At 53.2% G+C, this 26186-nt stretch carries 24 protein-coding genes; 17 read left to right on the plus strand and 7 right to left on the minus strand.

Annotated features, from left to right (window positions below):
* Window positions 1-166 precede the first annotated feature (166 nt).
* The gene (locus ACX1CU_RS09620) at window positions 167-472 is read left to right on the plus strand and encodes a hypothetical protein (RefSeq protein ID WP_459402335.1); all 306 of its coding nucleotides are present in this window, start codon (window positions 167-169) and stop codon (window positions 470-472) included.
* Complete coding sequence (locus ACX1CU_RS09625; protein WP_459402336.1) at window positions 469-1494, plus strand: NAD-dependent epimerase/dehydratase family protein; 1026 nt, start codon at window positions 469-471, stop codon at window positions 1492-1494. Before ACX1CU_RS09620 ends, ACX1CU_RS09625 begins: the two co-directional genes overlap by 4 nt.
* Window positions 1495-1516: 22 nt before the next feature.
* On the opposite strand, the gene ACX1CU_RS09630 is transcribed toward ACX1CU_RS09625, so the two are convergent.
* Genes ACX1CU_RS09630 through ACX1CU_RS09640 form a run of 3 tightly spaced genes read right to left on the minus strand, consistent with a single transcriptional unit; the run spans window position 1517 to window position 4085 of the window.
* Window positions 1517-1660 carry a DUF2474 domain-containing protein gene (locus ACX1CU_RS09630; RefSeq protein ID WP_459402767.1) on the minus strand — a complete coding sequence of 48 codons (144 nt, stop codon included), beginning with the start codon at window positions 1658-1660 and terminating at the stop codon, window positions 1517-1519.
* Window positions 1661-1674: 14 nt separating this feature from the next.
* The gene (gene cydB / locus ACX1CU_RS09635; protein ID WP_459402337.1) at window positions 1675-2682 is read right to left on the minus strand and encodes a cytochrome d ubiquinol oxidase subunit II; all 1008 of its coding nucleotides are present in this window, start codon (window positions 2680-2682) and stop codon (window positions 1675-1677) included.
* Window positions 2683-2684: 2 nt separating this feature from the next.
* Window positions 2685-4085 carry a cytochrome ubiquinol oxidase subunit I gene (locus ACX1CU_RS09640; protein ID WP_459402338.1) on the minus strand — a complete coding sequence of 467 codons (1401 nt, stop codon included), beginning with the start codon at window positions 4083-4085 and terminating at the stop codon, window positions 2685-2687.
* A 145-nt stretch (window positions 4086-4230) separates the two neighbouring features.
* Here ACX1CU_RS09640 and ACX1CU_RS09645 point away from each other — a divergent pair, with 145 nt between their 5' ends.
* Window positions 4231-5649, plus strand: a complete 1419-nt coding sequence (locus ACX1CU_RS09645) for an aminotransferase-like domain-containing protein (protein WP_459402339.1) — start codon at window positions 4231-4233, stop codon at window positions 5647-5649.
* A gap of 1 nt (window position 5650) precedes the next feature.
* Here the strand turns inward: ACX1CU_RS09645 and ACX1CU_RS09650 are convergent, their stop codons facing one another.
* Window positions 5651-6625, minus strand: a complete 975-nt coding sequence (locus tag ACX1CU_RS09650) for an alpha/beta hydrolase (protein WP_459402340.1) — start codon at window positions 6623-6625, stop codon at window positions 5651-5653.
* Between the two features lie 653 nt (window positions 6626-7278).
* Here ACX1CU_RS09650 and ACX1CU_RS09655 point away from each other — a divergent pair.
* The 6 genes from ACX1CU_RS09655 (at window position 7279) to ACX1CU_RS09680 (ending at window position 15109) form a co-directional block, all read left to right on the plus strand.
* Window positions 7279-8493 (plus strand): bifunctional succinylornithine transaminase/acetylornithine transaminase, encoded by a 1215-nt coding sequence (locus ACX1CU_RS09655; RefSeq protein WP_459402341.1) that lies wholly within the window; start codon window positions 7279-7281, stop codon window positions 8491-8493.
* An 80-nt stretch (window positions 8494-8573) separates the two neighbouring features.
* Window positions 8574-9608, plus strand: a complete 1035-nt coding sequence (astA, locus tag ACX1CU_RS09660; protein ID WP_459402342.1) for an arginine N-succinyltransferase — start codon at window positions 8574-8576, stop codon at window positions 9606-9608.
* Window positions 9608-11080 (plus strand): succinylglutamate-semialdehyde dehydrogenase, encoded by a 1473-nt coding sequence (gene astD / locus ACX1CU_RS09665; RefSeq protein ID WP_459402343.1) that lies wholly within the window; start codon window positions 9608-9610, stop codon window positions 11078-11080. The genes astA and astD overlap by 1 nt, the downstream gene beginning before the upstream one ends.
* A gap of 18 nt (window positions 11081-11098) precedes the next feature.
* The gene (astB, locus tag ACX1CU_RS09670) at window positions 11099-12439 is read left to right on the plus strand and encodes an N-succinylarginine dihydrolase (RefSeq protein ID WP_459402344.1); all 1341 of its coding nucleotides are present in this window, start codon (window positions 11099-11101) and stop codon (window positions 12437-12439) included.
* An 11-nt stretch (window positions 12440-12450) separates the two neighbouring features.
* The gene (gene astE / locus ACX1CU_RS09675) at window positions 12451-13434 is read left to right on the plus strand and encodes a succinylglutamate desuccinylase (RefSeq protein WP_459402345.1); all 984 of its coding nucleotides are present in this window, start codon (window positions 12451-12453) and stop codon (window positions 13432-13434) included.
* Between the two features lie 577 nt (window positions 13435-14011).
* Window positions 14012-15109 (plus strand): porin, encoded by a 1098-nt coding sequence (locus tag ACX1CU_RS09680; protein WP_459402768.1) that lies wholly within the window; start codon window positions 14012-14014, stop codon window positions 15107-15109.
* Window positions 15110-15221: 112 nt separating this feature from the next.
* On the opposite strand, the gene ACX1CU_RS09685 is transcribed toward ACX1CU_RS09680, so the two are convergent.
* Window positions 15222-15401 (minus strand): YdfD/YebW family protein, encoded by a 180-nt coding sequence (locus tag ACX1CU_RS09685; protein ID WP_459402346.1) that lies wholly within the window; start codon window positions 15399-15401, stop codon window positions 15222-15224.
* 474 nt (window positions 15402-15875) lie between these two features.
* Between ACX1CU_RS09685 and ACX1CU_RS09690 the strand changes: the two genes are divergently transcribed.
* The gene (locus ACX1CU_RS09690; protein ID WP_459402347.1) at window positions 15876-16238 is read left to right on the plus strand and encodes a DUF1304 domain-containing protein; all 363 of its coding nucleotides are present in this window, start codon (window positions 15876-15878) and stop codon (window positions 16236-16238) included.
* 8 nt (window positions 16239-16246) lie between these two features.
* Here the strand turns inward: ACX1CU_RS09690 and ACX1CU_RS09695 are convergent, their stop codons facing one another.
* Window positions 16247-16633, minus strand: a complete 387-nt coding sequence (locus ACX1CU_RS09695) for a helix-turn-helix domain-containing protein (protein WP_459402348.1) — start codon at window positions 16631-16633, stop codon at window positions 16247-16249.
* A gap of 305 nt (window positions 16634-16938) precedes the next feature.
* Here ACX1CU_RS09695 and ACX1CU_RS09700 point away from each other — a divergent pair, with 305 nt between their 5' ends.
* From ACX1CU_RS09700 to ACX1CU_RS09725, 6 genes are all read left to right on the plus strand, one after another.
* A complete protein-coding gene (locus ACX1CU_RS09700) occupies window positions 16939-21516 on the plus strand; it encodes a CHASE domain-containing protein (RefSeq protein WP_459402349.1) in 4578 nt (1525 codons plus the stop codon).
* Window positions 21503-22480: a diguanylate cyclase gene (locus tag ACX1CU_RS09705; RefSeq protein ID WP_459402350.1), complete on the plus strand. Its 978-nt coding sequence runs from the start codon at window positions 21503-21505 to the stop codon at window positions 22478-22480. The genes ACX1CU_RS09700 and ACX1CU_RS09705 overlap by 14 nt, the downstream gene beginning before the upstream one ends.
* Before the next feature lie 657 nt (window positions 22481-23137).
* On the plus strand, window positions 23138-24052 hold the full coding sequence (gene cbpA, locus ACX1CU_RS09710) for a curved DNA-binding protein (protein ID WP_459402351.1): 915 nt from the start codon (window positions 23138-23140) through the stop codon (window positions 24050-24052).
* Complete coding sequence (gene cbpM / locus ACX1CU_RS09715) at window positions 24052-24351, plus strand: chaperone modulator CbpM (RefSeq protein ID WP_459402352.1); 300 nt, start codon at window positions 24052-24054, stop codon at window positions 24349-24351. The genes cbpA and cbpM overlap by 1 nt, the downstream gene beginning before the upstream one ends.
* Window positions 24352-24397: 46 nt before the next feature.
* Window positions 24398-24637: a DUF2766 family protein gene (locus tag ACX1CU_RS09720; RefSeq protein WP_459402353.1), complete on the plus strand. Its 240-nt coding sequence runs from the start codon at window positions 24398-24400 to the stop codon at window positions 24635-24637.
* A gap of 330 nt (window positions 24638-24967) precedes the next feature.
* Window positions 24968-25243: a YebO family protein gene (locus ACX1CU_RS09725; protein WP_459402354.1), complete on the plus strand. Its 276-nt coding sequence runs from the start codon at window positions 24968-24970 to the stop codon at window positions 25241-25243.
* Between the two features lie 60 nt (window positions 25244-25303).
* Here the strand turns inward: ACX1CU_RS09725 and fos are convergent, their stop codons facing one another.
* Entirely contained in the window at window positions 25304-25711 is a 408-nt protein-coding gene (gene fos, locus ACX1CU_RS09730; protein ID WP_459402355.1) for a fosfomycin resistance glutathione transferase, read from the minus strand.
* Between the two features lie 96 nt (window positions 25712-25807).
* Here fos and ACX1CU_RS09735 point away from each other — a divergent pair, with 96 nt between their 5' ends.
* Entirely contained in the window at window positions 25808-26122 is a 315-nt protein-coding gene (locus ACX1CU_RS09735; protein WP_459402356.1) for a phage protein NinX family protein, read from the plus strand.
* The last annotated feature ends 64 nt before the right edge of the window (window positions 26123-26186 follow it).

Consider the following 26186-nt stretch of genomic DNA (forward strand, 5'->3'; position numbering starts at 1 on the left):
TGAGGCATTAGTTAAATGAACGGAATCAATCAGTAAAAATCACTTTTAGCGTTTTTTTTATACTGATTTTAATCAAGGGCTTGGTCAATATTAGCGTGTTATTTTTGATTAATAACGCTTGATGTTGGTTGAGTCGAATTATGGACAAGTAGACTGAATAACTAAAATGACGATTGAAAGTCTCTCCCACATCGTACTGCCGCTCATAGCCATTACCACAGGACCGGCGTTGCCAATGCATGGTGTTACATCGTTTGTGGTGGTAGCCTTAAACGATGCGCTATCCCACCATCAGTTTACTCATGATCCCATCGTTTCTGCTGATATCACTTTGCGCGGTGACCGGCGCTCTATCGCACATACGCGCAAGCGATTGCCTATCACGCCAGCGACGTCGATCCCTGCCAGCGGTGGAGTGCTGATGGATATCGCCGCAGGAGGGACTCTGGGTGGCAGGGTGCTGCTGCCATGAGAGTGCTGGTGACTGGGGCAACCAGTGGGCTGGGGCGCAACGCGGCGGAGTGGCTACTGGCCGCCGGGTATCAGGTGCATGCAACCGGGCGCGATGAGGCTGTCGGGCGTTTGTTGGTGGCGCAGGGCGCGAAATTTACCGAGCTGGATCTGACCCGCGCAGGCGTGGAGCAGTGTGAGCAATTGATGGTCGGTTGCGATGTGGTCTGGCACTGTGCGGCCAAATCTTCCCCCTGGGGAAGAAGCTCGGAATTTTATCAGATCAATACCTATGTGACCGATAAACTGGCTCAGGTGGCCGGGCGTTGTGGTATACGGCGCTTCATTTATATATCAACCCCCGCAGTCTATTTTGATTTTCAACACCGCCACAATATTGCGGAAGGTGAGTTTGCTGACAGCTTTGCCAATCATTATGCCGCCAGCAAGTTTGCCGCCGAGCAGAGCATCGCGGCGCTGCTGCATCTTTACCCGCAAACTACCTACCTTATCTTGCGGCCACGTGGCCTGTTTGGGCCGCACGATCGGGTGAACGTGCCCCGAATATTGGCCCAGTTGCGGCGTGATAAAGGGGCGCTGCGCCTGCCGGGTGGCGGCAAGGCCTGCCTGGATCTGACCTTTGTGCTCAACGTGGTGCATGCCCTGGATCTGGCCAGCCGCAAGGAGAATTTGACCTCTGGCAGCATTTATAACATCACCAATCAGCAGCCGCAGCCGTTGGCAGAAGTGCTGGATCAATTGCTGATAAAACAACTCGGCTGGCAATATCGCTTGCAGGCGGTGCCTTATCCACTGTTGCTGTCATTGGCATGCGGGATGGAAATGTTGGCTTTTGTCACCGACCAAGAGCCCGCATTGACGCGCTATGGCGTGGCGACGACCTATTTTGATATGACGCTGGATAACACCAGGGCGATCGAAGAGCTGGGTTATCGGCCGCTCTACAGCATGGAGCAGGGGATTGAACTGACCGGGCAGTGGCTAAAGCAGCAGGGGGTTTTGGCAGCCGTGGGGCGGAAGTAGCGGCTCCGCAGAGCCGCCAGGTTTAATGAGATTTCATCCCCGCCATGCCCATCAGCAGGCGAAACAGCGAGGCGACCACAAACAGCCCCAGCACGCTGGCGCTCCAGATAATCACCAGCCAGCCGAGGCGTTGCCACCAGGGAGTGGCGGGCGCTTTATCTTCCATCGTTTTCTTCATCATTAGTGATACCCATCTTCATGGCTGACTTTGCCGCGGAACACGTAGTAGCTCCAGAAGGTATAAACCAGAATGATCGGGATAATGAACAGCGCGCCGAACAGCATAAACCCTAAGCTTTGTGGCGGTGCGGCGGCCTGCCACAGGGTAATGGATGGCGGTATCAGCAGTGGCCAGATGCTGATGCCCAGCCCGCTCAGGCCGAGAAACACCAGTAGCAGCGTCAGCAGGAACGGTGAATAATGAGCCCCATGTTGCACGCCATGCCAAATCCCCCAGGCGCTGAGCAGCACCAGAATCGGCACCGGCAGCAGCCAGAACAGGTTCGGCAGGCTGAACCAGCGGGCGGCAATCTCCTGATGAGCGATAGGCGTCCACAGGCTGACCACCAGCAGCACCAGCAGCAGGGTGATTAATAACGGTGTCGCCAGGCGGTACATGCGCGCTTGCAGCTCGCCCGCGGTTTTCATCACCAGCCAGGTGCAACCCAGCAGAGCATAGGTCACCACCAGCCCTAATCCGCAAAACAGCGCAAACGGCGTCAGCCAGTCGAGCGCACCGCCCACATAAGCGCGGCCTTCCACCTGGAAACCGTTAAGGATTGCCCCCACGACCACCCCTTGGCTGAAGGTGGCGAAAATTGAGCCCCAGATAAACGCCTTATCCCAGATATGGCGTTTCTCCTCTTTGGCTTTGAAGCGGAACTCGAAGGCGACACCGCGGAAAATCAGGCCAAACAGCATCAGCGTGAGCGGAATGGCCAAGGCTTCGAGGATCACCGCATAGGCCAGTGGGAAAGCGCCAAACAGCGCCGCACCGCCGAGCACCAGCCAGGTTTCATTGCCGTCCCAGACCGGGGCAACGGTGTTCATCATCACATCGCGATCGCGGCTGTTTTTCACCCAGGGGAACAGAATGCCGATGCCTAAATCGAAACCGTCCATCACCACGTACATCATGGTGCTGAACACGATGATCACAAACCAGATCAGCGGAAGATCGATATTCATGTTTAGCTCCTGTCGTCCAAGGTTTCTTTCACCGCTGAAAGCGGACGGGACGGTGTGCCATCGCTGTTGGACTCATCACCTTCATGCTCCTGCGGGCCTTTGCGGATCAGACGCATCATGTAGGAGTAACCCACGCCAAACACCGAGCTGTAAACGATGATAAAGGCCAGCAGGCTGATGCTCATCTGCAATTCACCGTGGGCAGATACGGCGTCTTTGGTGCGCAGTAGCCCGTAGATCACCCAGGGTTGCCGGCCGATCTCGGTGGTAAACCAGCCCGCCAGCAGGGCGAGGATGCCAGATGGCCCCATCCATAAAACGAAGTGAAGGAACGGCCTGGAGTGATAGAGCCTGCCGCGCCAGCGCAGCCACAGGCTCCAGAAACCTGCCAGGATCATCAGCATGCCCAGCGCCACCATAATGCGGAACGTCCAGAACACCACGGTGGAGTTCGGCCGATCTTCCGGCGGGAAGGATTTCAGCGCGGGCACCTGTTCGGTCAGGCTATGAGTCAGGATCAGGCTGCCAAGATACGGGATCGCCACTTGGAAGCGGGTTTCTTCTCGCTGCATATCCGGCCAGCCAAACAGGATCAGCGGCGTAGCTTCTCCTGGGTGGTTTTCCCAGTGTCCTTCCATTGCCGCGATTTTTGCCGGTTGATACTTCAGCGTATTCAAGCCGTGTGCATCACCGATAACCGCCTGAATCGGGGCCACGATCAGCGCCATCCACATTGCCATCGACAGCATTTTGCGCATGGCCGGGGTATCACGCCCGCGCAACAGGTGCCAGGCAGCGGAAGCGCCGACAAAAAAGGCCGATGACAGGAACGCCGCGGTGGTCATATGCAACAGGCGGTAAGGGAACGACGGGTTGAAGATCACGCTCAGCCAGTCGACCGGGATGACCACGCCGTTGACGATCTCGTGCCCCTGTGGAGTGTGCATCCAACTGTTGGAAGCCAGGATCCAGAAGGTGGAGATCAGCGTACCAAGTGCCACCATGCAGGTGGAAAAGAAGTGCAACCCAGGGCCGACGCGGTTCCAGCCAAATAGCATCACTCCCAGAAAACCGGCTTCAAGGAAGAAGGCGGTCAGCACTTCATAGGTGAGCAACGGGCCGGTAATGCTGCCGGCAAACTCAGAGAAGAAACTCCAGTTGGTACCAAATTGATAGGCCATCACCAGGCCGGACACCACTCCCATACCGAAGTTAACGGCAAAAATTTTTGACCAGAAATGATAGAGATCGCGATAGGTACGGTTACCGCTCTTTAACCATAATCCCTCCAGCACCACCAGATAGCTGGCTAAGCCGATGGTGATGGCAGGGAAAATGATATGAAAGGATACGGTGAAGGCGAACTGAATACGTGCTAATTCCAATGCGTCAAGACCAAACATGACGCCTCCTACGGTTGTGCATAAATTGACCTTCTCAGTATAGCTGTAATTTTCCAAACCAACGCTTGGTATTCAGTAGAGCACAGAGTAGAGTAACTATAATAGTGACAGATATTTTATATTTACCTATAACAGTTGGGTTCGAATGACCAGATACGAACAGCTCGCTCAGCAGATCCGCGAGCAAATCCAGAATCGGGTGTGGCGTGCGGGTGACAAACTGCCTTCGCTGCGTGAAAGCGGTAAACGCGCGGGATTGAGCCTGATGACGGTGGTGCAGTCCTACCAGTTGTTAGAAAGCCAGGGTTGGATTGTCGCCCGGCCGCAGTCTGGCTATTACGTCGCGGCTCGCCCGCAGCCACTGCCGCAGCCGATAAGCGGTGAGAAACTGCTGCTGAGTGAACAGGTCGATATCAACACCTTTATCTTCGAGGTGTTGCAGGCGTGCAAAGACCCAGACATTGTGCCCTTTGGCTCGGCCTTTCCCGATGCCACGCTGTTTATGCAGCCGAAGCTGGCGCGGGCGTTGAGCAACGTCGCGCGCAAATTCACCCCACACAGTTCACTGGCCAACCTGCCACCGGGCAACGATGCGCTGCGCCGTCATATTGCCCAGCGCTATGCGCTGAGCGGCATGCAGGTGGCACCGGATGAGATCGTGATCACTGCCGGTGCCATGGAATCGTTGAGCCTCAGCCTGCAGGCGGTGACGCAGCCGGGCGACTATGTCGCTATCGAATCCCCGGCATTTTACGGCGCGTTGCAGGCGCTGGAACGGCTGCGGCTGAAGGCGGTGGCGATTTCTACCCATCCGCAGTACGGCATCGATCTGGATGCGCTACAGCAAGCGGTGGAACAGTACCCGATCAAGGCCTGCTGGTTGATGACCCACTTCCAGAATCCGCAAGGTGCCACCTTGCCGCAGGAGAACAAACAGCGGCTGGTGACGTTGCTGCGTGATCACCAAATCTCCCTGATTGAAGATGATGTGTACGGTGAGCTGTATTTCAGCGCAGAGCAACCGCTACCCGCCAAAGCGCTGGACAGCGGTGGGCAGATCCTGCACTGCTCGTCGTTTTCCAAATGTCTGGCTCCGGGTTTTCGCGTGGGTTGGGTGGCGGCGGGGCGTTATGCACCGCAGATCCAGCGTTTGCAACTGATGAGTACGGTGTCGACCAGCGTGCCGACCCAGATGGCGATTGCCGACTATCTGCTGCACGGCGGTTACGATACCCACTTGCGCCGCCTGCGCCGTTTGCTGGCCCAGCGCCAGAGCGTGATGTGCCAGGCGATTGCCCATCACTTTCCTGCCACGGTTAAGGTTAGCCAGCCAGACGGCGGCTATTTTCTCTGGCTGGAGTTGGATCCGGCACTCTCGGCCATGGTGCTGTATCAACGTGCTTTGGCTGAAGGGATCAGTATTGCCCCTGGACGGATGTTTACCACCGGCAACCATTTCAACCACTGTTTCCGTCTCAATGCCTCTTTTGCCTGGTGCGATAAGTTTGAAATGGCGATCAAAACCTTAGCCAGACTGATTCGTGAGCTGGAGCCGGTGGCATGAATCAGGCCAAATAATGTTTCAACGCGCGCCCGACCTGGTGGAGGGCGGAATGCACCGCCGGTACGTGGGCCAGCGGGTTCAGCAGGCCATAATCGTGGATCAGACCGTTGTAGCGGGTGGCCGTGACCTCAACGCCCGCAGCGTTCAGCAGGCGGGCATAGGCTTCGCCTTCGTCACGCAATACGTCCAGCTCTGCGGTTTGGATCAGCGCTGGCGGCAGGCCTTTCAGCTGTTCCAGCGTGGCATTGAGCGGTGAGGCGTAGATCTCTTTGCGCAAGGCTTTATCAGGGGCGTAATGATCCCAGAACCATTTCATCATATTGCGCGTCAGGAAATGGCCTTCGGCGAACTGATGATATGACCCGCTATCAAAACTGGCATGGGTAACCGGCCACAGCAGGATCTGGCAACGCAGTGCTGGCGTGGCGTGTTCTTTTGCCAGCAGGCTGACCGCCGCCGCCATATTGCCGCCCACGCTGTTGCCAACCACCGCCAGGCGCGTGCTATCGACGTTGATTTTCTCGCCAAATTCCGCCACCCACTCGGTGGCGGCGTAGGCCTGATGAATCGCACTGGGATAGTGAGCTTCCGGTGACGGTGTGTAATTGACAAACACCGCAACCGCCCCAGAGCTGTAAACCAGATCTCGCACCAGCCGCTCATGGGTGAGGAAGTCACCCAGCACCCAGCCACCGCCGTGGAAGAACATAAACGCCGGTAATTTCCCCTTCACTCTGGGCGGGCGCACGATGTGCAGCAGAATATCCTTGCCCGCCACGCGGATAGTTTTTTCTTCAATTTCAACGTCACGCAACGGTACCTCGACGCTGCGTTGCACCGCCTCCAGCACCTTACGCGCTTCTTTCGGCTTCATTTGCTCCATGGGTTTGCCCACACCGCTATTCAACGCCTGCAAAAAGGCGGCGGTGCCCTGTTCTGCGGCTGGCTGGCTGAGATCAACGATTTTCTTCGGCATGCTGGAGCCTCAACAGTGGGAGAGATGGCGCAATCAAAGTGTAGTTAATGCCTTTATTTTTGTACGACAGCGAACGGGCAAAAATATGTCAGGGCGCGTAATGACTGAATCGCGCGGCGGAACGCCTCAATTGAGTGCGCCTAATGCACCGCCGTGGTGCAAAAGCGTGAATCTTCCGCCAACGGGCCAAATTATTTTTGCGAGCGCGATCAGAGAAACAGAAGAATTTTGCGATTGAATAGGATTTCGCTGCCAACGATGATTTCACACCGTATTTTTTCCATCATTCATTACCAATGCATAAATATTGAATATTTATGCATTATAACTTCTTGTTTTAACGAAAAAAATTTCAAAATACGCTAAAAAACCCGATTTGGCACGATAGCTGCTCTACACTCTTTATGAAACGACATGTATTTTAACTACTCGTTAACATTTATTCCCCGTTCCGGGGTGCTAAATGCGACAGATATAGCGAAAAATCGATTTTATGTAACAGGTTTGTATCTGAATGGCCGCTGATAAGAAGAATTATCGTCGGTCAGAAAATCTCATCAGCAAGACGATTTTTTGTGGTGTTGCATTGCTTCCGGTGCAGGAACGGCCCTTACAGTCAAAATTCAGCCTTTGCTGAAGTTAATGAGGTCACTATGGAACAGCCAATCGCAGTTACCCGCCAGTCTTTCGATGACTGGATGGTCCCAGTATATGCACCCGCTGATTTTATTCTGGTGCGGGGAGAGGGATCACACGTCTGGGATCAGCAGGGCAAGTCTTATATCGACTTTGCCGGCGGTATTGCCGTGAACGCGCTGGGGCATGCTCATCCGCAGGTCAAAGCGGCGCTGGTGGAACAGGCAGGCAAGCTGTGGCACTTGGGCAATGGTTACACCAACGAACCGGTGTTGCGCCTGGCAAAACAGCTGATCGACGCCACCTTTGCTGAGAAAGTGTTTTTCTGCAACTCCGGGGCGGAAGCCAACGAAGCCGCGCTGAAGCTGGCGCGCAAGTATGCGCTGGATAATAACGGCAGCGAAAAGAACCAGATTGTGGCGTTCAACAATGCTTTCCATGGCCGCACGCTGTTTACCGTTTCTGCCGGTGGCCAGCCGAAGTATTCGCAGGATTTTGCACCGTTGCCCGCTGGGATCGTTCATTCCCCGTTTAACGATCTGGCTGCGGCGGCGGAAGTGATTAATGCCCACACCTGCGCGGTGATCGTCGAGCCGATCCAGGGCGAGGGCGGCGTATTGCCCGCCGATCCGCTGTTCCTGCAGGGGCTGCGTGAATTGTGCGATCGCCACGGCGCATTGCTGATTTTTGATGAGGTACAAACCGGCGTGGGCCGCACCGGGCATCTGTATGCCTATATGCAATACGGCGTGGTGCCGGATGTGTTAACCACCGCCAAGGCGCTGGGCGGCGGCTTCCCGATCGGGGCGATGATCACCACGGACAAACTGGCGAAAACGCTGGGCGTCGGCACTCACGGCACCACCTACGGCGGCAACCCGCTGGCAACGGCGGTGGCCGGTACGGTGTTCTCTCTGATCAACACCCCGAAAGTGTTGGACGGGGTAAAACAGCGTCACCAGTGGTTTATCGATGGGTTGAATAAAATCAATCAACAGTATCCGATCTTTGCGGAAATCCGCGGTGGCGGTCTGCTGATTGGCTGTGTATTAAGCAAGGATTATGCGGGTAAGGCTAAACAGATCACGCAACTGGCCAACGAGGAAGGGGTGATTGCCCTGATCGCGGGCCCGGATGTGGTGCGCTTCACCCCTTCGCTGATCATCCCGGAACAGGATGTTAAAGAAGGGCTGGCGCGGTTCGCGCGTGCGGTTGCGCGGATCTGCAGTTAATAAAGCGGCTGCACCCAAGTGGTGCAGCCTATCCCTGGCTGGCGTGAAAAACCCTGGGGACGATTTTCGAGGTTCGCATCATGATGATTATCCGCCCTATAGCGCGTCGCGATCTGGCTGACTTACTGACGCTTGCCGGTAAATCCGGTATTGGTTTGACTTCTCTGCCGCAGAATGAAGATACGCTGTCGGCACGTATTGAGCGGGCGTTAAAAACCTGGCAAGGCGAACTGCCGAAAAGCGAACAATGTTACCTGTTTGCCCTGGAAGATACCGAGCGCCAACAAGTGGTTGGCGTCAGCGCCATCGAGGTGGCTGTGGGGTTATCTGAGCCCTGGTACAGTTTCCGCGTGGGCACGCAGGTGCATGCTTCAAAACAGCTTAACGTGTACAAATCGGTACCGACGCTGTTTTTAAGCAATGACCATACCGGCCATTCGGAACTGTGCACGCTGTTCCTCGATCCCGACTATCGTCACGGCGAGAACGGCAAGCTGCTGTCTAAAGTGCGTTTCCTGTTTATGGCAGCGTTCCGCGAGCACTTTTCCCGTAAAGTGATTGCCGAAATGCGCGGTTTTTCCGACGAGAACGGCCGCTCACCGTTCTGGGAAAGCGTCGGTCGCCACTTCTTTTCCATTGAGTTTGCCAAGGCGGATTACCTGAGCGGCACCGGGCAGAAAGCCTTTATCGCCGAACTGATGCCGAAACATCCGTTATATGTTGATTTCCTGGCTGAAGATGCCAGGAATGTGATTGGTGAAGTCCATCCGCACACCGCCCCGGCGCGCCGGTTGCTGGAGGCCGAAGGGCTGCGCTATCAGGGCTACGTGGATATCTTTGACGGTGGCCCAACGCTGGAGGCGGAGATTGACGAGATCCGCGCGGTGAAGCGCAGCAAACTGGTAAAAGTGGTACTGGATGATGTGCCAATGAACAGTGATGCCCCGGTGTATCTGGTGGCTAACGACAACTATCCCCATTACCGCGCACTGCTGGTGCATGCCGATCTGCATGACGATCGTCTGCGCATCAACGCCGAAACCGCAGCGGCGCTTGGCGTTGAACAAGGCAGCCAGGTGCGGGTAATCACGCTTATTGCACAGGAGAAGGCGTAATGTCACACCCAGCATTGTTGATTAACGGAACTTGGCGTGAAGGCCATGGCGCTGAATTCAGTAAAACCGATCCGGTAGATAACCAACCGTTGTGGCAGGCTAACGCGGCGGATGCAGCCGATGTGGCCGCCGCTTGTGAAGCCGCGCGCGGTGCGTTTCCCGCCTGGGCCCGTACGCCGTTTGCCCAGCGCGAACAGTTGGTCAAACGCTTTGCGGCGCTGCTGGAAGAGCATAAGCAGGCGTTGGCGGAAGCGATCAGCCGTGAAACCAGTAAGCCGCGCTGGGAAACCCTGACCGAAGTGCAGGCGATGATCGGCAAAGTGGGGATCTCCCTGCAAGCCTATCAGACGCGCACCGGCATAACAGAAACGGCCATGGCCGACGGTGCTTCGGTGCTGCGCCATCGCCCGCACGGCGTGCTGGCGGTGTTTGGGCCGTATAACTTCCCCGGCCATCTGCCGAACGGCCATATCGTCCCGGCCTTGTTGGCGGGCAATACCTTAGTGTTTAAACCGAGCGAACTGACGCCGTTGACGGCGGAGGCGACGCTGAAACTCTGGTTGCAGGCCGGTTTGCCAGATGGGGTGATCAATCTGGTGCAGGGTGGGCGTGAAACCGGTGAGGCGCTGGCCGCCAGCGCGAATATCGATGGGCTGCTGTTTACCGGCAGTGCCAATACCGGCTACCACCTGCATCGTCAACTGGCCGGGCAGCCGGAAAAAATCCTGGCGTTGGAGATGGGTGGCAATAACGCGCTGATCGTCGAACAGATTGAAGATCGTGATGCGGTGGTGAACCTGGCGATCCAATCGGCGTTTATCTCTGCCGGGCAGCGTTGTACCTGTTCGCGCCGTATTCTGGTCAAACGCGGGCCGGAAGGCGATGCCTTTATCGAGCGTTTGGTTGAAGTCGCTGGTGCTTTACGTATCGGCCGCTGGGATGCCGAACCGCAGCCGTTTATGGGCGGGGTAATCTCGGTTGCCGCAGCCGAGAAGATGCTGGCAGCACAGCAGCAGCTGCTGGCGTTAGGGGGCAAGGTCTTGTTGACGTTGCGGCAGTTGGCGAGCGGCAGCGCCTTACTCAGCCCTGGCATTATTGATGTTACGGGCGTTGCTAATGTGCCGGACGAAGAGTATTTCGGCCCGCTGACCACCATCATCCGTTACGACAGCTTTGACGACGCATTGCGCATCGCCAACAACACCCGCTACGGGCTGTCTGTTGGGCTGGTGTCACCGCAGCGTGAGCAGTTCGAACAACTGCTGCTGGAAGCGCGTGCCGGTATTGTGAACTGGAACAAGCCGTTGACCGGTGCTTCCAGTGCCGCTCCTTTTGGCGGCGTCGGGGCTTCGGGCAACCATCGCCCGAGTGCGTTCTATGCGGCAGATTACTGCGCCTGGCCGATGGCGTCGCTGGAAAGCCCCAGCCTGACGCTGCCAACCAGCCTGTCACCCGGTTTGTCGTTTAACTGATGCCCTGAGGAGAGAACAATGTCGGGATATGAAGTCAATTTCGATGGGTTAGTCGGTTTGACGCACCACTATGCCGGGCTGTCGTTTGGTAACGAAGCCTCGACCCAGCATCGCAACGCGGTATCCAACCCGAAGCTGGCGGCTAAGCAGGGCTTGCTGAAAATGAAAGCGCTGGCGGATTTGGGCTTTCAGCAAGGGGTATTGCCGCCGCAGGAACGCCCGCATCTGCCGATGCTGCGCAAACTGGGGTTCAGCGGCTCTGATGAAAGCGTGCTGGCTCAGGCGATGCGTACGGCGCCGCAGCTGCTTTCTGCGCTCAGTTCGGCCTCTGCCATGTGGACCGCCAATGCGGCGACGGTGTCACCTTCTGCCGACAGCGCCGATGGTAAAGTGCACTTTACCGCTGCCAACCTGAATAACAAATTCCACCGGGCGATCGAGGCTGAAACCACTTCTGCCGTGTTGCGGGCGATTTTCAGCGATCGGCAGCACTTTGTGCATCATGAGGCGTTGCCACAGGTGGCGCTGTTCGGCGATGAAGGGGCGGCTAACCATAACCGGCTAGGGGGCGACTACGCCCAGCGCGGTGTGCAGGTGTTCGTTTACGGCAGGCAGGAGTTCGGTGGGGAACAGGTACCAACGCGCTATCCGGCGCGGCAGACGCGGGAAGCCAGCGAAGCGGTTGCTCGTTTGCACCAGTTGGACTCAGAACAGACGGTCTTTTTGCAGCAGAACCCGGCGGTGATCGATCAAGGGGTCTTCCATAACGATGTGATTGCGGTCAGCAATCAGCAGGTTCTCTTTCATCATCAGCAGGCTTTCCTGCATCAGCAGCGCGGGCTGGATGAAGTCCGGCGCAAGATGGCCGCGGCGGGTTCTGAACTGGTGGCGATCGAAGTGCCTAGCGCGCGCGTTAGCGTGGCGGATGCGGTAGCAACCTACCTGTTCAACAGCCAACTGCTGACCAAAGCGGATGGCCGAATGATGATCGTGGTGCCGGAAGAGTCCCGCCAGCACAAGGGGGTTTGGCACTATCTGACGGAAATGGTGGCCAGCGGCGGCCCGATTGATGAGATCAAGGCGTTCGATCTGCGTGAGAGCATGCGCAACGGCGGTGGCCCGGCTTGCCTGCGGCTGCGGGTGGCGATGAATGAGCAGGAACTGCGGGCAGTCAACCCACGGGTGATGATGAATGACGCGCTGTTTACCACCCTAAACCAGTGGGTTGATCGCTATTATCGCGATCGCCTGACGCAGGGCGATCTGGCCGATCCCCAGTTGCTGCGTGAAGGGCGCGATGCATTGGATGCTCTGACATCGATCCTCGGCTTGGGTTCTGTTTACCCGTTCCAGCAATAACCGGAGCAATCATGATCGACTTATTGGCGCTGACGTTGGCGGGGGAAGAACCGCTGCAACCCTGTGGTGAAAATGCGACGTTGCGTTGGCAGTGGCTGGGGGAAGGGCTGCTGGAGATCTGCCCGCTGCACGGTTATCAATGTGCTGTGGTGATTTCTGCCGGTATCCACGGTAATGAAACGGCACCCATCGAATTACTTAACCAATGTTTGGGTGAAATACTCGCGGGCACCCGATCGTTGGCGGTGCGTTTGCTGGTGGTGTTAGGCAACCCACCTGCGATGCGCGCTGGCAAGCGCTATCTGAGCAGCGATATGAACCGCATGTTTGGTGGCCGCTATGGTCAGTTTGAATCAAGTGAGGAAACCATGCGGGCGCAGTGGCTGGAGCAGGCGATCGGTGCCTTCTTTGCCGGAGAAAGTGCCGCACGCTTTCACTTTGATTTGCATACGGCGATCCGCGAATCGTATTTACCGCGCTTTGGCCTGTTGCCGTTTCAAAAGCGGCCATACAGCGCGGAAATGCTGGCGCTGCTGGATGCGGCGGCGTTAGATGCCGTGGTGATCCATCAGGCTCCGGGGGGCACTTTCAGCCATTTCTCCAGTGAACAATGGCAGGCTGCCAGTTGCACATTGGAGCTGGGAAAGGCACGGCCGTTTGGCAGCAACGACCTACAGCAGTTTGCGGGTATTCATCAGGCTCTACGGGCGTTTATCAGCGCCGAGCCGTTGCCGCCACGAGCGCAGGCTCCCGTGCGTGTATTCCGCGTGGAGCAATCACTGATTAAGCGCAGTGAAGCATTTAAGCTGCATTTGAGTCATGACACGGCTAACTTTACCGCATTGGCGCGGGGAACCTTGTTGTGTGAACAACCTGGCGAGATATACCGGGTGCAGCATGACCAAGAGTGGATATTGTTCCCGAATCCCAGCGTGGCTCTAGGATTGCGTGCTGGCATGATGCTGATTGAAATCCCGCGTAGTACCCTGTTCTGATCCCTTCCTCAGCGCCGCAGGTTGAAAAGAACCTGTGGCGCGACGATTATTTTCTGCGAGACAACCGAGTATTTTATTTGATGACTCTGACATCGAATGGCTGCTTATTCGCTAACCTAAGTTATTTCTTGCACTGTCCAAGATAAAAGGACTCATAAATGAAGGCTAAATGGGTTGAATCACTTAACTCGATTTAGATATGCAGAAATGTGAAATAGGCAACTCGATGAGCCATCCTGCCAAGATTGAGGCCGTTGCTCGGCGGGTAAAAATCAAACAAAATGAAACTTTTCTGCTCATAGATGAACGGTTTCACCTGTTAATCTATCAAAAATTTTAAAAATATTAAATTTAATCAGCTGGTTACGCCTACCACTTCTGTTCATGTTTTGTTACAAATAAACATGGTTTCCAGCCGTTATTTTATGAACTTTTTGATTTTAAGTTTTTATTCATGATGATAATGTCACATGGCTCTTAATTAGGAGCCTTCATAAAATACACAACGATAAAGATCACAGCCCAAACCATAAATTGGGCGTGACGGGCAGATTTTAATTAATATCTAGGAAAAGAAATTATGAAACGCAGTGTACTCGCTCTGGCGGTCGCCCTCGGTACCGTTACCTCAATGGTCAATGCGGCAGAAATCTACAATAAAGATGGCAATAAACTCGATCTGTATGGCCGTGTTAACGCCAAACATCTCTTTATCACTAACAGCAATAGCCAAAGCAAAGAAGATGGCGACCGCTCTTACGTGCGTCTGGGTTTCAAAGGCGAAACGCAGGTTAACGACCAACTGACCGGTTATGGCCAGTGGGAATACCAATATCAAGCCGACAAAAGCGAAGGCATCGATGCGAACGAGGGCAGCAAAACCCGTCTGGGCTTTGCGGGCCTGAAGCTCAAAGACTACGGTTCATTCGATTACGGTCGTAACTACGGCGTCGTGTACGATGTTGAATCCTTTACCGATATGCTGCCAGAGTTCGGTGGTGATTCTTACACCAGAACCGACAACTTCATGAACGGTCGTTCTACCGGCCTGGCGACCTACCGTAACCGTGATTTCTTCGGTTTGGTGGATGGCTTGAACGTAGCGCTGCAGTATCAGGGTAAAAACGAAGGCCGCGACCTGCACCGCCAGAACGGTGACGGCTACGGTCTGTCAGCGGTTTATCAGGACATCGGCGGCAGCGGTATTGCGGTAGCGGCAGCCTATTCTGATTCCAATCGTACTGAAGCGCAGAAAAATGCTTTCTACGGTAAGGGCGATGGCAGCGCTTCAGCTTGGACGACCGGGTTGAAATACGATGCTAATCAGCTCTATCTGGCCACCATGTACGCAGAAACCCGTAATATGACCCCAATCACCTTTAACGGTGTAAAAGGCGTGGCTAAAAAGACCCAGAACATTGAAATCGTCGCGCAATACCAGTTCGAAAACGGCCTGCGTCCTTCTCTGGCTTATGTGCAATCCAAAGGCAAAGACATCGAAGGGATTGGTGATGCCGATCTGGCGAACTATGTTGAAATCGGTGCGACCTATTACTTCAACAAAAATATGTACACCTACGTTGATTACAAAATCAACCAGTTGAACGACGACAGCAATAAGCTGGGGCTGAACAACGACAACATCGTTGCGACCAGCTTGACCTATCGTTTCTAAGCGTTTATCTCCAGATGCAGGAGGGCGCGTAGCTCGCACCTGCATCTGTCTACCCCATTCCTGTGTCGGGAAGTGGTCAAAAGGCAGAGTGCGAACTCTGCCTTTTTCGTTTTTACTCGCTGGCGGGTAACCACAGGCCGTCGATAAAATCCTCAATCGGATAACAACCGGCATGGCGCAGCCGCTGCTCTTTCATCACCAGCAGGCATTGCTGCTCATCACGCAAGACATCAACCACAATATCGGCACAGCCACCATCCAGATAGCAAACGAACATCACTAATGCGTACATAACGCTATCGCATCCTCTTCGTTAACGCTTTTATACTGTCAGTTTAGGCTATGACCCATTTGCTGTGGCAATCCACTTTGGCGTTATAGCTAAATATAGGTAGCGAAAGAGTTTTGCCTGGTTAAAAGATCTTTTTTGCTGAAAGATTATCATTTAGTGAAAAAGTGATCTGCCGCAAATAAAAAAAACCATGCTGAACTAAGGTTGATCTTAATGGGTGAATTTGGTCTGTCGGCTCGTTGACGTTGTGAGGTTGCTATGAACCAATTACTCTCTCGTACAAGGCTATATCATATTGTGATTGCAACGGCGCTATTCTGGCTTTCAATTGCTGCGTTGGTTTCGGTGATGCTAAACTAACCCTAAATAGTTAATTAAAAATCCGCTTCGGCGGATTTTTTTACGCCTTGGCATAGGCAGGTCAGAGAGCAAGTTTATACTTTATATTCATGCCTAAGAATAAGCCGATAAAATATGATACTTATTGCCGCCATACTGATTCTCTTCGTTGCGCTCTTACATATTTACATTCTTGTTCTGGAGGTCTTTCTCTGGCAAACGCCAGCGGGAAGGCGTGCTTTTGGCACAACGGCAGAGTTTGCCGCCGCCACGCGAGTATTGGCGGCAAACCAAGGGCTGTATAACGGTTTTCTTGCCGCTGGCTTGCTGTGGGGAATGTGGCGGCAGGATGTGCCTACCCAACAGTTTTTTCTGGGCTGTGTGCTGGTCGCGGGCGTTTTCGGCGGTTTGACCGCCAGCCGCAAAATCCTCTGGGTTCAGGCATTGCCAGCACTGGTGGCCATACTGGCATTATTGGTGGCGTATTATCGCGCCTGAGGCGTGGTTCAGGCCATTTTCTGATGAATGACGTGCAAGGGTGGCTCAATATGCAGATCCACGCTCAGATCCTGGCGGAAATCATACGGAGTGATATCGAAACGTTTTCTGAACATGTAAGTGAAATGCGACTGGGAACCAAAGCCAAAATCCAGCGCGATGTCAAAAATGGAAGCTTCACTGCTGCGCAGTTGGTACACCGCTCCGGCAAGACGGCGTTCACGAATATATTTGCCCAGCGAGATCCCTGTCGCTTCTTTAAACAGCTTCTGCATATGCCACAGAGAGTAGCCTGAATACTCAGCCAGTTCTTCCAAGTGGATCACTCGCCCGAGGTGAGTTTCAACCCATTTACTGAGGGCGCAGACTAATGAGAGGTGGTGTTCTTGTATCAATACACTTACCTATTGATTTATTGTTAAATTTATAAATCCTGAATGCTCGCGGATACTCTGCTAATGCTATGATTTTACAGAACTTATCGGTTTAACCTAGACTAAAAGACGTTGGTAAACGCACCTAGCCTAACCCAGAGATTTGAGGTTGTCACCACCGATAGTCGATTGCCCGTGCCATTCCAGCCGCTACAGCCCTGTGCAGGGTTATCACTTCCGTTAAACAAAGCGTCTGCACCACCTTGAATCACATAGTAATACGGCTATGCTTGAGCTATTGCTGTTTATAGGGAATGTGACGCTATATGGCACCTCCACGGTCAAATGAAAGTACTCGCACCCGGAAAGTCTTCTCCTTCTGGGATAACTATTTGTCACAGCAGGTTAATCTCTTGCCGGTATTGTTATTTATCGTTGGCGTGATCCTTTCAGGCGTTGGGGCCTGGCAGCTTTATAATGAGATTGAACTTAATGCCAAGGCTGAATTTCAACGCAACGTTGAGCGGATTTCTGGTGAGATTGTCAGGCGTTTTTCTCAACCGGTATACGGCCTGAATGGCGCGAAAGGTGCCTATGCCACCAATAACGACTTAAATCGTGAACAGTTTCGTGCTTATGTCGCATCCCATGACCTGTCGGTTGAGTTCCCAGGGGTACGAGGGTTTGGTTTTATTCAACGGGTACAACGTAACCATCTGGAGGCGTTTCTTGCGCAGGTCAGAGCGGATGGTGCCCCGGAATTTACTGTCCACCAGCTTGATGATAAGCATTATGACGATCTGTATATCATTAAATATATTGAGCCGGCTGAAGATAATCATGGTGCGGAAGGGCTTGACGTTGGCTCTGAATCTGTCCGGCGTGCGGCTATTCTATCGGCGATTAATACCGGCCAACCCACGCTGTCTGGCACCCTTAATTTAGTGCAGGATAGCCGTAAAACGCCCGGCGTTTTGCTGTTTGTACCGGTTTATGCTTATGGTACCAACCCTGTTACGCCTGCGGAGAGGCAGGCGTCGTTGGTGGGGCTGCTCTATTCGCCTATCGTGATTGCCGATCTGCTACGTGATATTCCAGAGTTCACCAATAGGCGAGTGGATATCGAGCTATTTAACGGCACGCGCGACCTCTTTGCACAACATTTGGTTTTTGATGCTGATGGCAGCCAAAAACCAGATTTTATGCCAAAAGAAGAGCATAGCGATCAGGTCATAAATGCCAGAACATTCCGCCAGATAAATACCTTGACGCTGCCAGGGCGCGAGATGACCCTGCGGGTAACCAGTACCCCTTCCTTTGAGGCACTGACGGAACGTTACGCTCCGTGGTTATTGTTTGCTTTTGGTTTGTTGCTCAGTTCCGCCCTGGCGTTATTGCTGCGGCAACAGATAAACGGGCGCTATCGTGCAGAAATGCTGGCACGTAATATGACGGCAGATCTCGAACGTTTGGCGCTGGTGGCTAAAAACACCTCCAATGCGGTGATCATTACAGATGTTGAGCGGCGTATCCTGTGGGTTAACGAGGGTTTTGAACGCATTACGGGCTACAGTAAAACCGAAGTTCTTGGTCAGTCCCCAGGGCGATTACTGCAATGTGCGAGTACCGATAAAAAGGTTGCTGCGGCAATGAAAGCCGCATTGGATGCCGGCGAAGCGTTTAATGGTGAAATCATCAACCGGTCTAAATCGGGCCAGGAATACTGGATTGAATTAGAAATTCAACCGCGCTACAACGATCAGAATGAACCTATCGGGTTTATGGCCATTGAATCGGACATCAGTGAGCGTAAAGCCACTTATATGCGCCTTGAGGCCGCTTTACGTGAAAATAACGCGTTGCTCAGCACCCTTAATTTGCATGGCATCATTTCTTCCGCTGATAGTAATGGGTTAATTACTGAGGTTAATGACGCATTCTGTAAAATCAGTGGTTATCAACGGGAAGAGTTGATTGGCCAGAATTATCGATTATTAGACTCGCATACTCATCCCGCTGAGTTTTGGCAAGCGATGTGGAAAGATATCGCCAGCGGAACCTCTTGGCGGGGCGAAATTTGTAACAAAGCGAAGGATGGGCGCATTTATTGGGTGGATACCACCATTGCGCCGTTTAAAAATAGTGCAGGCGAGATCGACCGCTATATCTCCATCCAGATTGATATTACCGCCAACAAAAATCAGCAAGCTAGCCTGACTATTGCCCGTAACCAATTGATCCGGGCCGCTGATGTGGCGGAGTTGGGGATCTGGTTCTGGAATATTCCAGATAAAACCTTCTCTTTTGATGAGCGCATGAATGATATTTATGCGCTGCCCGCGGAGCTATGTCATGCGCCTATTCCTCAGGAGCATTGGTATAGCCTGCTGCATCCAGACGATCGTCAAGAGGTTACACATGCCGTGAAGGCGGCATTGGAAAGTGAAAGTGTTTACCGCCAGAATTTCCGCATTGTGATCAATAACCAAGTCCGGTTTATTCAATCAAGCGGAATGGTAGAACGGGATGAGAATGGCCGTCCTGTCTCAATGATGGGGATAAATCGTGATGTCACCCAACAGTATGAGGATGAGAATATCCTTCGGGCAGCCAGGCAAGCGGCAGAGGCAGCGAATCATGCCAAATCGGCATTTCTGGCGACTATGAGCCATGAATTACGTACGCCAATGAATGCCGTTCTGGGGATGATGACCCTATTAAGGAAAACCGGGCTCAACAATAAACAAGCTGACTATGCCATCAAAATTGAAGCGGCAGCCCGTACGCTGCTGCGGTTGCTGAATGACATCCTGGATTTCTCGAAAATTGAATCGGGCAAAATGGTTCTGGAATGCATCCCGTTTGATATTCATACCATGCTGCGGGATCTGTCCGTCATTCTATCCAGTAACCTGAGAGTTAAAAACGTTGAGGTCCTGTTTGATATTGAGCCGCGCTTACCCTCATTTGTCGTGGGTGACAGCATGCGGCTGCAACAGATATTAATCAATCTGGGTGGCAACGCGCTGAAATTTACCGAACAGGGGGAGGTGATACTGTTCATTAAGGTTGTTCAGCAAGACAGTGATCAGGTGACCTTGCATTTCGGCGTTCGCGATACCGGGATTGGGATCGCTCCTGAACATCAGGAACGTATTTTCAGTGGGTTTACCCAAGCGGAAGCCTCTATCACCCGCCGTTTCGGCGGTTCGGGATTGGGGCTGGTGATCAGCCAGCGCTTTGTGGCCTTAATGGGCGGGACACTGGAGTTAGAAAGTCAGCTTGGTCATGGCAGTCTGTTCCATTTCACCCTTACGCTGCCTGTTCCTGCTCGTTCATCGATTGTGAGTGAGGTGCCTGAGCCATTGGCGGTCAGGGCCCATGCATTAAATTATCTACGCGTCTTGGTGGTTGATGACAACCCGACGGCCTGCGATCTGATTAAGCGCATGGGTGAATCGTTAAAATGGACCGTTGATGTGGCCAACAGTGGCAGCGAAGCGTTGCAACTGATGCAGCAGCAACGCGAGCAAGGTATTACCTACGGTGCGCTATTCATTGACTGGCAAATGCCGGGATTGGACGGCTGGCAGACCAGTAAGTCTGTACGCGAACTCATGCCGGAAGGGGTTGCGCCGATGATTGTTATGATCACCGCCCACGATCGCGAAATGCTGTTACAGCGCAGCGAGGAAGATCAGGCGTTGCTTGATGGTTATCTGGTCAAACCTATTACGGCTTCTATGCTGCTGGATTCAGTGACCGATGCGCTAAGCGAAGGCAAACAGCCCGATAATTCGCCGCCTAGACTGGCGGCCCCTTCGGAACAATTGCCCGGTATCAGGCTGTTGGTGGTCGAAGATAACGTGAACAACCAGCAGATTGCCCGCGAATTGTTGGAGGATGAAGGGGCTATTGTGCAGATTGCCAACCATGGCCAGGAGGCGATTGATATCCTGCAGGATAACGCCTCCGTCTTTGATGTGGTGTTGATGGATTTGCAGATGCCCGTCATGGATGGGTTAAGCGCTACGCAGTATATTCGTAGCACGCTGGGGCTGGTGGATTTACCTATTATTGCCATGACCGCCAATGCGATGGCTTCCGATCGCGATGCCTGTTTGGCGGCAGGGATGAACGATCATATTGGTAAACCCTTCGACCTGAATAATCTGATCCGTGTGGTACGGAAATATAGCAAACAGCCTGAGATAGCGATTGCCACACATAAAGAGACGCTTTCACCGCTATTAGTGGAATGGAAAGAGGCGGCAGCGGTGGCAGGTATTGAACTGGAGTCGGCCCTCAATCGATTGGGTGGGGACATTCCGCTGCTGCAGAAAATGATCTCGCTGTTTGGGGCTGAACTGGCTGATTTCCCTGAACAACTCGATACGCTGGTCGCGCAGCAGGACTGGCGCTCCGCATCGCGTCTGTTGCACACTGTAAAGGGGCTGGCAGCGCAGCTTGGCGCAACGCATTTGTCGCAACATGCCGGCAAGGGGGAGACATTATTGAGCGGTGCATCAATACCCGATCCAGAGACGATAGCGAGCTTGCTGAGTGACATAAAAGATCAGGCCCGGTCCGTGCAGCTCGGGATGGTAGAATTGAGCCAAATGCTGCAAGGTAAGGCTGCTGATGCGGATTCAGCAGGGAACGGGAAGACAGATTCTCTTGGCTCGGATCTGAACGCGCTGATATTGCTGTTACAAAATTCAGATATGGCAGCACTGGAAGCAATGAATCAATTACAGGCGACTTTTGGCCACCAAGTAGGTGAGGCATTTTCTCCGCTGAGTCACGCGATTAACCAATTAGACTTTGCGCTGGCCATCCAGATAGCTCAAGCGTTACTGGACGGCTGTTTAATTCAAAGGAATGAAAGTAATGACGATAAATAACTCGCTTGACCAAGATGCCGTCGTGTTTTTACCGAGTTTAGATAAGCCAAAGCTGCTGATTGTCGACGATCACCCGATCAATATTCAGGTGTTATACCAAGCGTTCTCTACCGATCATCAGGTTTGTATGGCAACCAATGGTAAACAGGCGCTGGATGTCTGTATTAAGCAGAAGCCGGATCTGATTTTGCTGGATATTGAAATGCCGGACATCAGTGGCTATGAGGTTTGTGCCAAGCTCAAGGCTCTGCCTGAAACCAAGGATATCCCCATTATCTTTGTCACGGCCCATATTGACGAGGAGACTGAAACTCGCTGTTTTGATGAAGGTGCGGTGGATTTTATCAGTAAGCCAATCAACAGAAACACGGTCAGAGCGCGAGTGCGTACCCATCTGTTGCTGAAGGCGCAGTCTGACCTGTTACGTCAATTAGTCTATTTGGATGGTTTAACCGAAGTACATAACCGGCGCTATTTTGATGAGCGGCTGGATCAGGAGTGGAAACTGGCCAATCGTCACCAGACACCGCTTAGCCTGATTATCATTGATGTCGATTTTTTCAAGAAATATAACGATTTGTATGGCCATTTGGCTGGGGATGACTGTTTGCGTCGTGTGGCGAAAACTATCCGCCATGCTTTGAAGCGCGCTACCGATCTGGTTGCCCGCTACGGTGGTGAAGAATTTGCCTGTCTGCTGCCCAATACCGAATTGGGTGGTGCGATGGCGGTGGCGGAATCAATAAGATTACAGCTGATTGAGCAGAAGATCCCTCATGGCGACTCCTCGGTATCGCCCTTTGTCAGTATCAGCCTGGGAGTCTGTTGTCGAAGTGCCGAAAGCACCGGTGTGCTGGCCAATTTCTTGCTGCTGGCGGATGCGCAACTGTATCAGGCGAAGAGAAAGGGCAAAAATCAAACCTGCGGAACCTGGTTAGAAGATACTGGTTCTGAAGCAAGCTGATTAACCAACGGAATGCGCTGGCCTGCAATACTCGCCTTTTTACCCCTATCTAAGAAAAAAGCTTTACCGGATGACTTGTCATCATCCGGAAAAACCAGCTAATCTGAAATTACCCGCAACCGACAACCCGAGTGGTCCAGGTCCGAGAAGTTCTTAGCCGAAACAGAGAGCCAACCGTAACAACGTCATATTGATGGGGTGATCGCATGTTAATAACAGTGATTATTACTCTTTTTGTCATCGTGGGCGTCGCTGCCTTTATGGCTGCGCCAGTGATGATGGTCAATAACGCGGAAGGTGTGGGAGGTGACGATCAGTGAAATCAGGTAATCAACCCACTTATCGGTATTAATGCAACTCAATGATGGCGGGTTCCAGGTAAGGTGCCCTGTCATCATCATTTACCCGCCCGAAACGACCAGCCATGCCACAAGCTCAATAACCCTTTTGCCTCTGGTGTCGCTCTCAGCATGATGATCGGTTTCCAGTTCGGCAGTCGTCATTCTGACTTTGGCAGTATACTTGGCCTGGTTGTGCGCTTTGGGAGCCTGATTGTTGAGAGGTTGATCGGCGTATTGAGCCGGTTCCAGGTTGCCAAGCCGTTAAATCAGCGTGTCCACTTTCACCGGTTACCGATAAAAATGAGATCATAAGGTTATGGAAATCAAGGATTACTATGCCATTTTAGGGGTTAAACCTTCAGATGACATTAAAGCAATCAAGACCGCTTACCGCCGCTTGGCACGGAAATTCCATCCGGATGTCAGCACCGAAGCTGATGCGGAAGCCCGTTTTAAAGATGTTGCTGAAGCCTATGAAGTGCTCAAAGACAACGAACGACGTGCGGAGTATGACCAAATGCTTCAGCACCGTAACGATCCTGGCTTTGGTCGGCAGACGCGCCGCACAGAGAGTGGCAATGCTGAAGATTTCTCCGATATCTTTACGTCGATGTTTGGTCGCGGCGCGCAGGGTCGGCAGCAGCGGCGTGCTGCGCGTGGGCAGGATGTGGAACTCGGCGTGGCGATGTTCCTGGAGGAAACCCTGAGTGAACAAACCCGATCACTGAGCTATAAGGTGCCGGTATACAACATTTTTGGTCTGGTCGAAAAAGAAATCCCCAAAACCCTTAACGTAAAAATTCCTGCGGGAGTAGCGGATGGCGAACGTATCCGCGTTAAGGGCCAAGGGGTTCCTGGTACTGATGGCGGTGCGAATGGTGACCTGTATCTGATCATTAAGCTTGCTCCACATCCACTGTTTGAAGTGATCGGGCACGATCTGGAGATTATGGTTCCGCTGGCACCTTGGGAGGCTGCGCTAGGGGCAAAAGTCTCGCTGCCCACTTTGGCGGATAACATTCTGCTCACCATTCCTGCGGGCAGCCAGGCCGGCCAGCGGCTGCGAATTAAGGGCAAAGGTCTGGTCAGCAAGAAAGAGACCGGCAATTTGTATGCGGTGATCAAGATTGTTATGCCGTCTAAACCGGATGAGAAGCAGGCAGCACTCTGGCAACAACTGGCTGAGGCTAATGCCGCCTTCGATCCCCGTACTGCATGGAGTAAAGCATAATGGCCAAGTTACAGATAACCTTTACCGTGACTGAGTTCTGCCTGCATACCGGAGTGACCGAAGCCGAATTGAGCGAGGTGGTGGGGTTGGGGGTAATTGAGCCGCGGGATCCTGAGGCGGCCGATTGGCTGTTCGACGATGGTGCGCTAGCGGCGTTCAATCGCGCCCAACGCCTACAGCACGAACTGGCGCTGGACTGGCCAGGAATCGCTGTGGCCTTGACGCTGTTGGAGGAGATTGAGCAGTTACGCAAAGAAAATAGCCAGTTGCGCCATCGCCTGGAGCGTTTTATTGAGTGATAGACATGTTGTACTATGCGGCATCTGAATCAAGAAGGAAGTTATTATGTCTGACATGCTGAGCAACGATCAGGAGCTGGTTTCTGATCTGGTTGCCTGCCAACTGGTTATCAAACAGATCCTGGACGTGATCGACGTTATCGCGCCGACGGAAGTACGGGACAAGATGGCCAGCCAACTGAAGAGTATTGATTTTTCCACCCATCCAGCGGGGGCCGATCCCGTCACCAAGCGGGCGATTGAAAAAGCGATCGCGCTGATTGAGATGAAGTTTAACCGCGAGTAACTTGTGAACCGCCGCATGGCGGTAATGCTTGCCAGTTAAGGCTAACCAGTTCCCTCTCCCTTGGGGAGAGGGTTAGGGTGAGGGGACGAACACCGCACTACAAGCCCCTCACCCCGGCCCTCTCCCACAGGGAGAGGGGGCGACTCCTTTAGCCATTGCGCATGATTATGCAGTTTTGCGCTTAACTGACCGGCATTACCGCATGGCGGCGGTTTTAAGCCATCGCCATTCTTGTAACATGGCGTAATAACAATTTCTGGCAAACCTGCACTTGGCTTGACCGGGAGTGGTAAGATAGCGGCTTGGTTTATGCAGTAGATAGGGTTGTTCATGTACGATTTAGGTTATGGGCCGTCCGGCCTGATTTCCATTGCCGTTGTCATATTATCCGTGTTGCTTGGCTTGTGGGTGTGGTTCCTGGTGAACCGCGCCAGCGTGCGTGCCGATGAGCAGATTCGCCTGCTACAGGAGATTGCCGAGCAGCAGCGCCAGCAAACGGCGTTGCTGAAAACGCTGGTGAAAAACGCACGCGGAGAGCAAGAGCCGAGCGATGACGACGATCTCGGCCCGGCGCTGGGTTTCAAAGGGTTTATCCCAGAGCGTTAAGCTCAAGACTGATTTTGTGAGAAGGTAAAGAATCAATCGCACCTTCTCACCATTCCACCCTCAGTAAAACACCATACCCGCATAGGGTTTCTCGCGACAGGCCGCTAAACGGCTGGTCAGATCGCCGCAGTGGATTTCCAGCGCGTGTCGATCGGGATCGAGAAAATAGAGTGATTCTCCCTCGCTACGGTTACTTTTCCACTCTTCCACCTTATTTGCGCGTAAGCGCGCGGCAAAGGCGGCAAAATCCTCGGGTGCGATGCTGAAAGCATAATGGGTATAGTCGTGCCTGGGTTGCTCTACGCGAGCGCCATCCAGCGACAGGCATAGCCACAGTTCACCCAGCGTCAGATAGGCTCCCTGTGCCCAACGGGCTTTAGGGCTAAAGCCCAGCGTATCGACATAAAAAGCAAAGCTGCGATCAAGATCGCTGACGGCGAGGGTCAGGTGGTTAAGGCCAGATAGCATGATGAGGAATATCCTTAAGCGTGTAGCCAGTTGTCATAAATCTGTCGTATCAGCATCGTAATGTAGCGTTAACTATAAGAAAGAGGGTTATCGCCAATGATTAAATGGTATGAAGAAAGTGACGCCGAAGTAAACCGCAGTATTGCGCTAATCACCGGGGAAAACCCGGAGAAATGGTACCCTTACGGTGGGGTAAAAGGTAAAGACTATTGCAAGAACCCTGCCGATGCCTGGCCGATTATCTGCGCCAATAACATTAGCCTCAACGCCATCAGCCAGGATAATCATCCGCAGTGGCAGGCCAGTATCACCACCCAACGCGGGGCATGGCAAGCGGGAAGCAGCAGCCCACTGCGAGCCGCTATGATCTGTTTTCTGCTGAGCCAGCAGACGCAAGAGGTGGCGTACTGACGTGAAGTTGGCTGTTTTCTCATCACCTTTCTGTTATTTGCCCCGGTAAATCAATTTATATGCC

Source organism: Serratia sp. D1N4 (genome assembly GCF_054552755.1).

Coding starts and splice junctions, on each gene's coding strand:
- ACX1CU_RS09620 (WP_459402335.1), top strand. CDS start 167: ATGACGATTGAAAGTCTCTCCCACATCGTACTGCCGCTCATAGCCATT.
- ACX1CU_RS09625 (WP_459402336.1), top strand. CDS start 469: ATGAGAGTGCTGGTGACTGGGGCAACCAGTGGGCTGGGGCGCAACGCG.
- ACX1CU_RS09630 (WP_459402767.1), bottom strand. CDS start 1,660: ATGGAAGATAAAGCGCCCGCCACTCCCTGGTGGCAACGCCTCGGCTGG.
- cydB (WP_459402337.1), bottom strand. CDS start 2,682: ATGAATATCGATCTTCCGCTGATCTGGTTTGTGATCATCGTGTTCAGC.
- ACX1CU_RS09640 (WP_459402338.1), bottom strand. CDS start 4,085: ATGTTTGGTCTTGACGCATTGGAATTAGCACGTATTCAGTTCGCCTTC.
- ACX1CU_RS09645 (WP_459402339.1), top strand. CDS start 4,231: ATGACCAGATACGAACAGCTCGCTCAGCAGATCCGCGAGCAAATCCAG.
- ACX1CU_RS09650 (WP_459402340.1), bottom strand. CDS start 6,625: ATGCCGAAGAAAATCGTTGATCTCAGCCAGCCAGCCGCAGAACAGGGC.
- ACX1CU_RS09655 (WP_459402341.1), top strand. CDS start 7,279: ATGGAACAGCCAATCGCAGTTACCCGCCAGTCTTTCGATGACTGGATG.
- astA (WP_459402342.1), top strand. CDS start 8,574: ATGATGATTATCCGCCCTATAGCGCGTCGCGATCTGGCTGACTTACTG.
- astD (WP_459402343.1), top strand. CDS start 9,608: ATGTCACACCCAGCATTGTTGATTAACGGAACTTGGCGTGAAGGCCAT.
- astB (WP_459402344.1), top strand. CDS start 11,099: ATGTCGGGATATGAAGTCAATTTCGATGGGTTAGTCGGTTTGACGCAC.
- astE (WP_459402345.1), top strand. CDS start 12,451: ATGATCGACTTATTGGCGCTGACGTTGGCGGGGGAAGAACCGCTGCAA.
- ACX1CU_RS09685 (WP_459402346.1), bottom strand. CDS start 15,401: ATGTACGCATTAGTGATGTTCGTTTGCTATCTGGATGGTGGCTGTGCC.
- ACX1CU_RS09690 (WP_459402347.1), top strand. CDS start 15,876: ATGATACTTATTGCCGCCATACTGATTCTCTTCGTTGCGCTCTTACAT.
- ACX1CU_RS09700 (WP_459402349.1), top strand. CDS start 16,939: ATGGCACCTCCACGGTCAAATGAAAGTACTCGCACCCGGAAAGTCTTC.
- ACX1CU_RS09705 (WP_459402350.1), top strand. CDS start 21,503: ATGACGATAAATAACTCGCTTGACCAAGATGCCGTCGTGTTTTTACCG.
- cbpA (WP_459402351.1), top strand. CDS start 23,138: ATGGAAATCAAGGATTACTATGCCATTTTAGGGGTTAAACCTTCAGAT.
- cbpM (WP_459402352.1), top strand. CDS start 24,052: ATGGCCAAGTTACAGATAACCTTTACCGTGACTGAGTTCTGCCTGCAT.
- ACX1CU_RS09720 (WP_459402353.1), top strand. CDS start 24,398: ATGTCTGACATGCTGAGCAACGATCAGGAGCTGGTTTCTGATCTGGTT.
- ACX1CU_RS09725 (WP_459402354.1), top strand. CDS start 24,968: ATGTACGATTTAGGTTATGGGCCGTCCGGCCTGATTTCCATTGCCGTT.
- fos (WP_459402355.1), bottom strand. CDS start 25,711: ATGCTATCTGGCCTTAACCACCTGACCCTCGCCGTCAGCGATCTTGAT.
- ACX1CU_RS09735 (WP_459402356.1), top strand. CDS start 25,808: ATGATTAAATGGTATGAAGAAAGTGACGCCGAAGTAAACCGCAGTATT.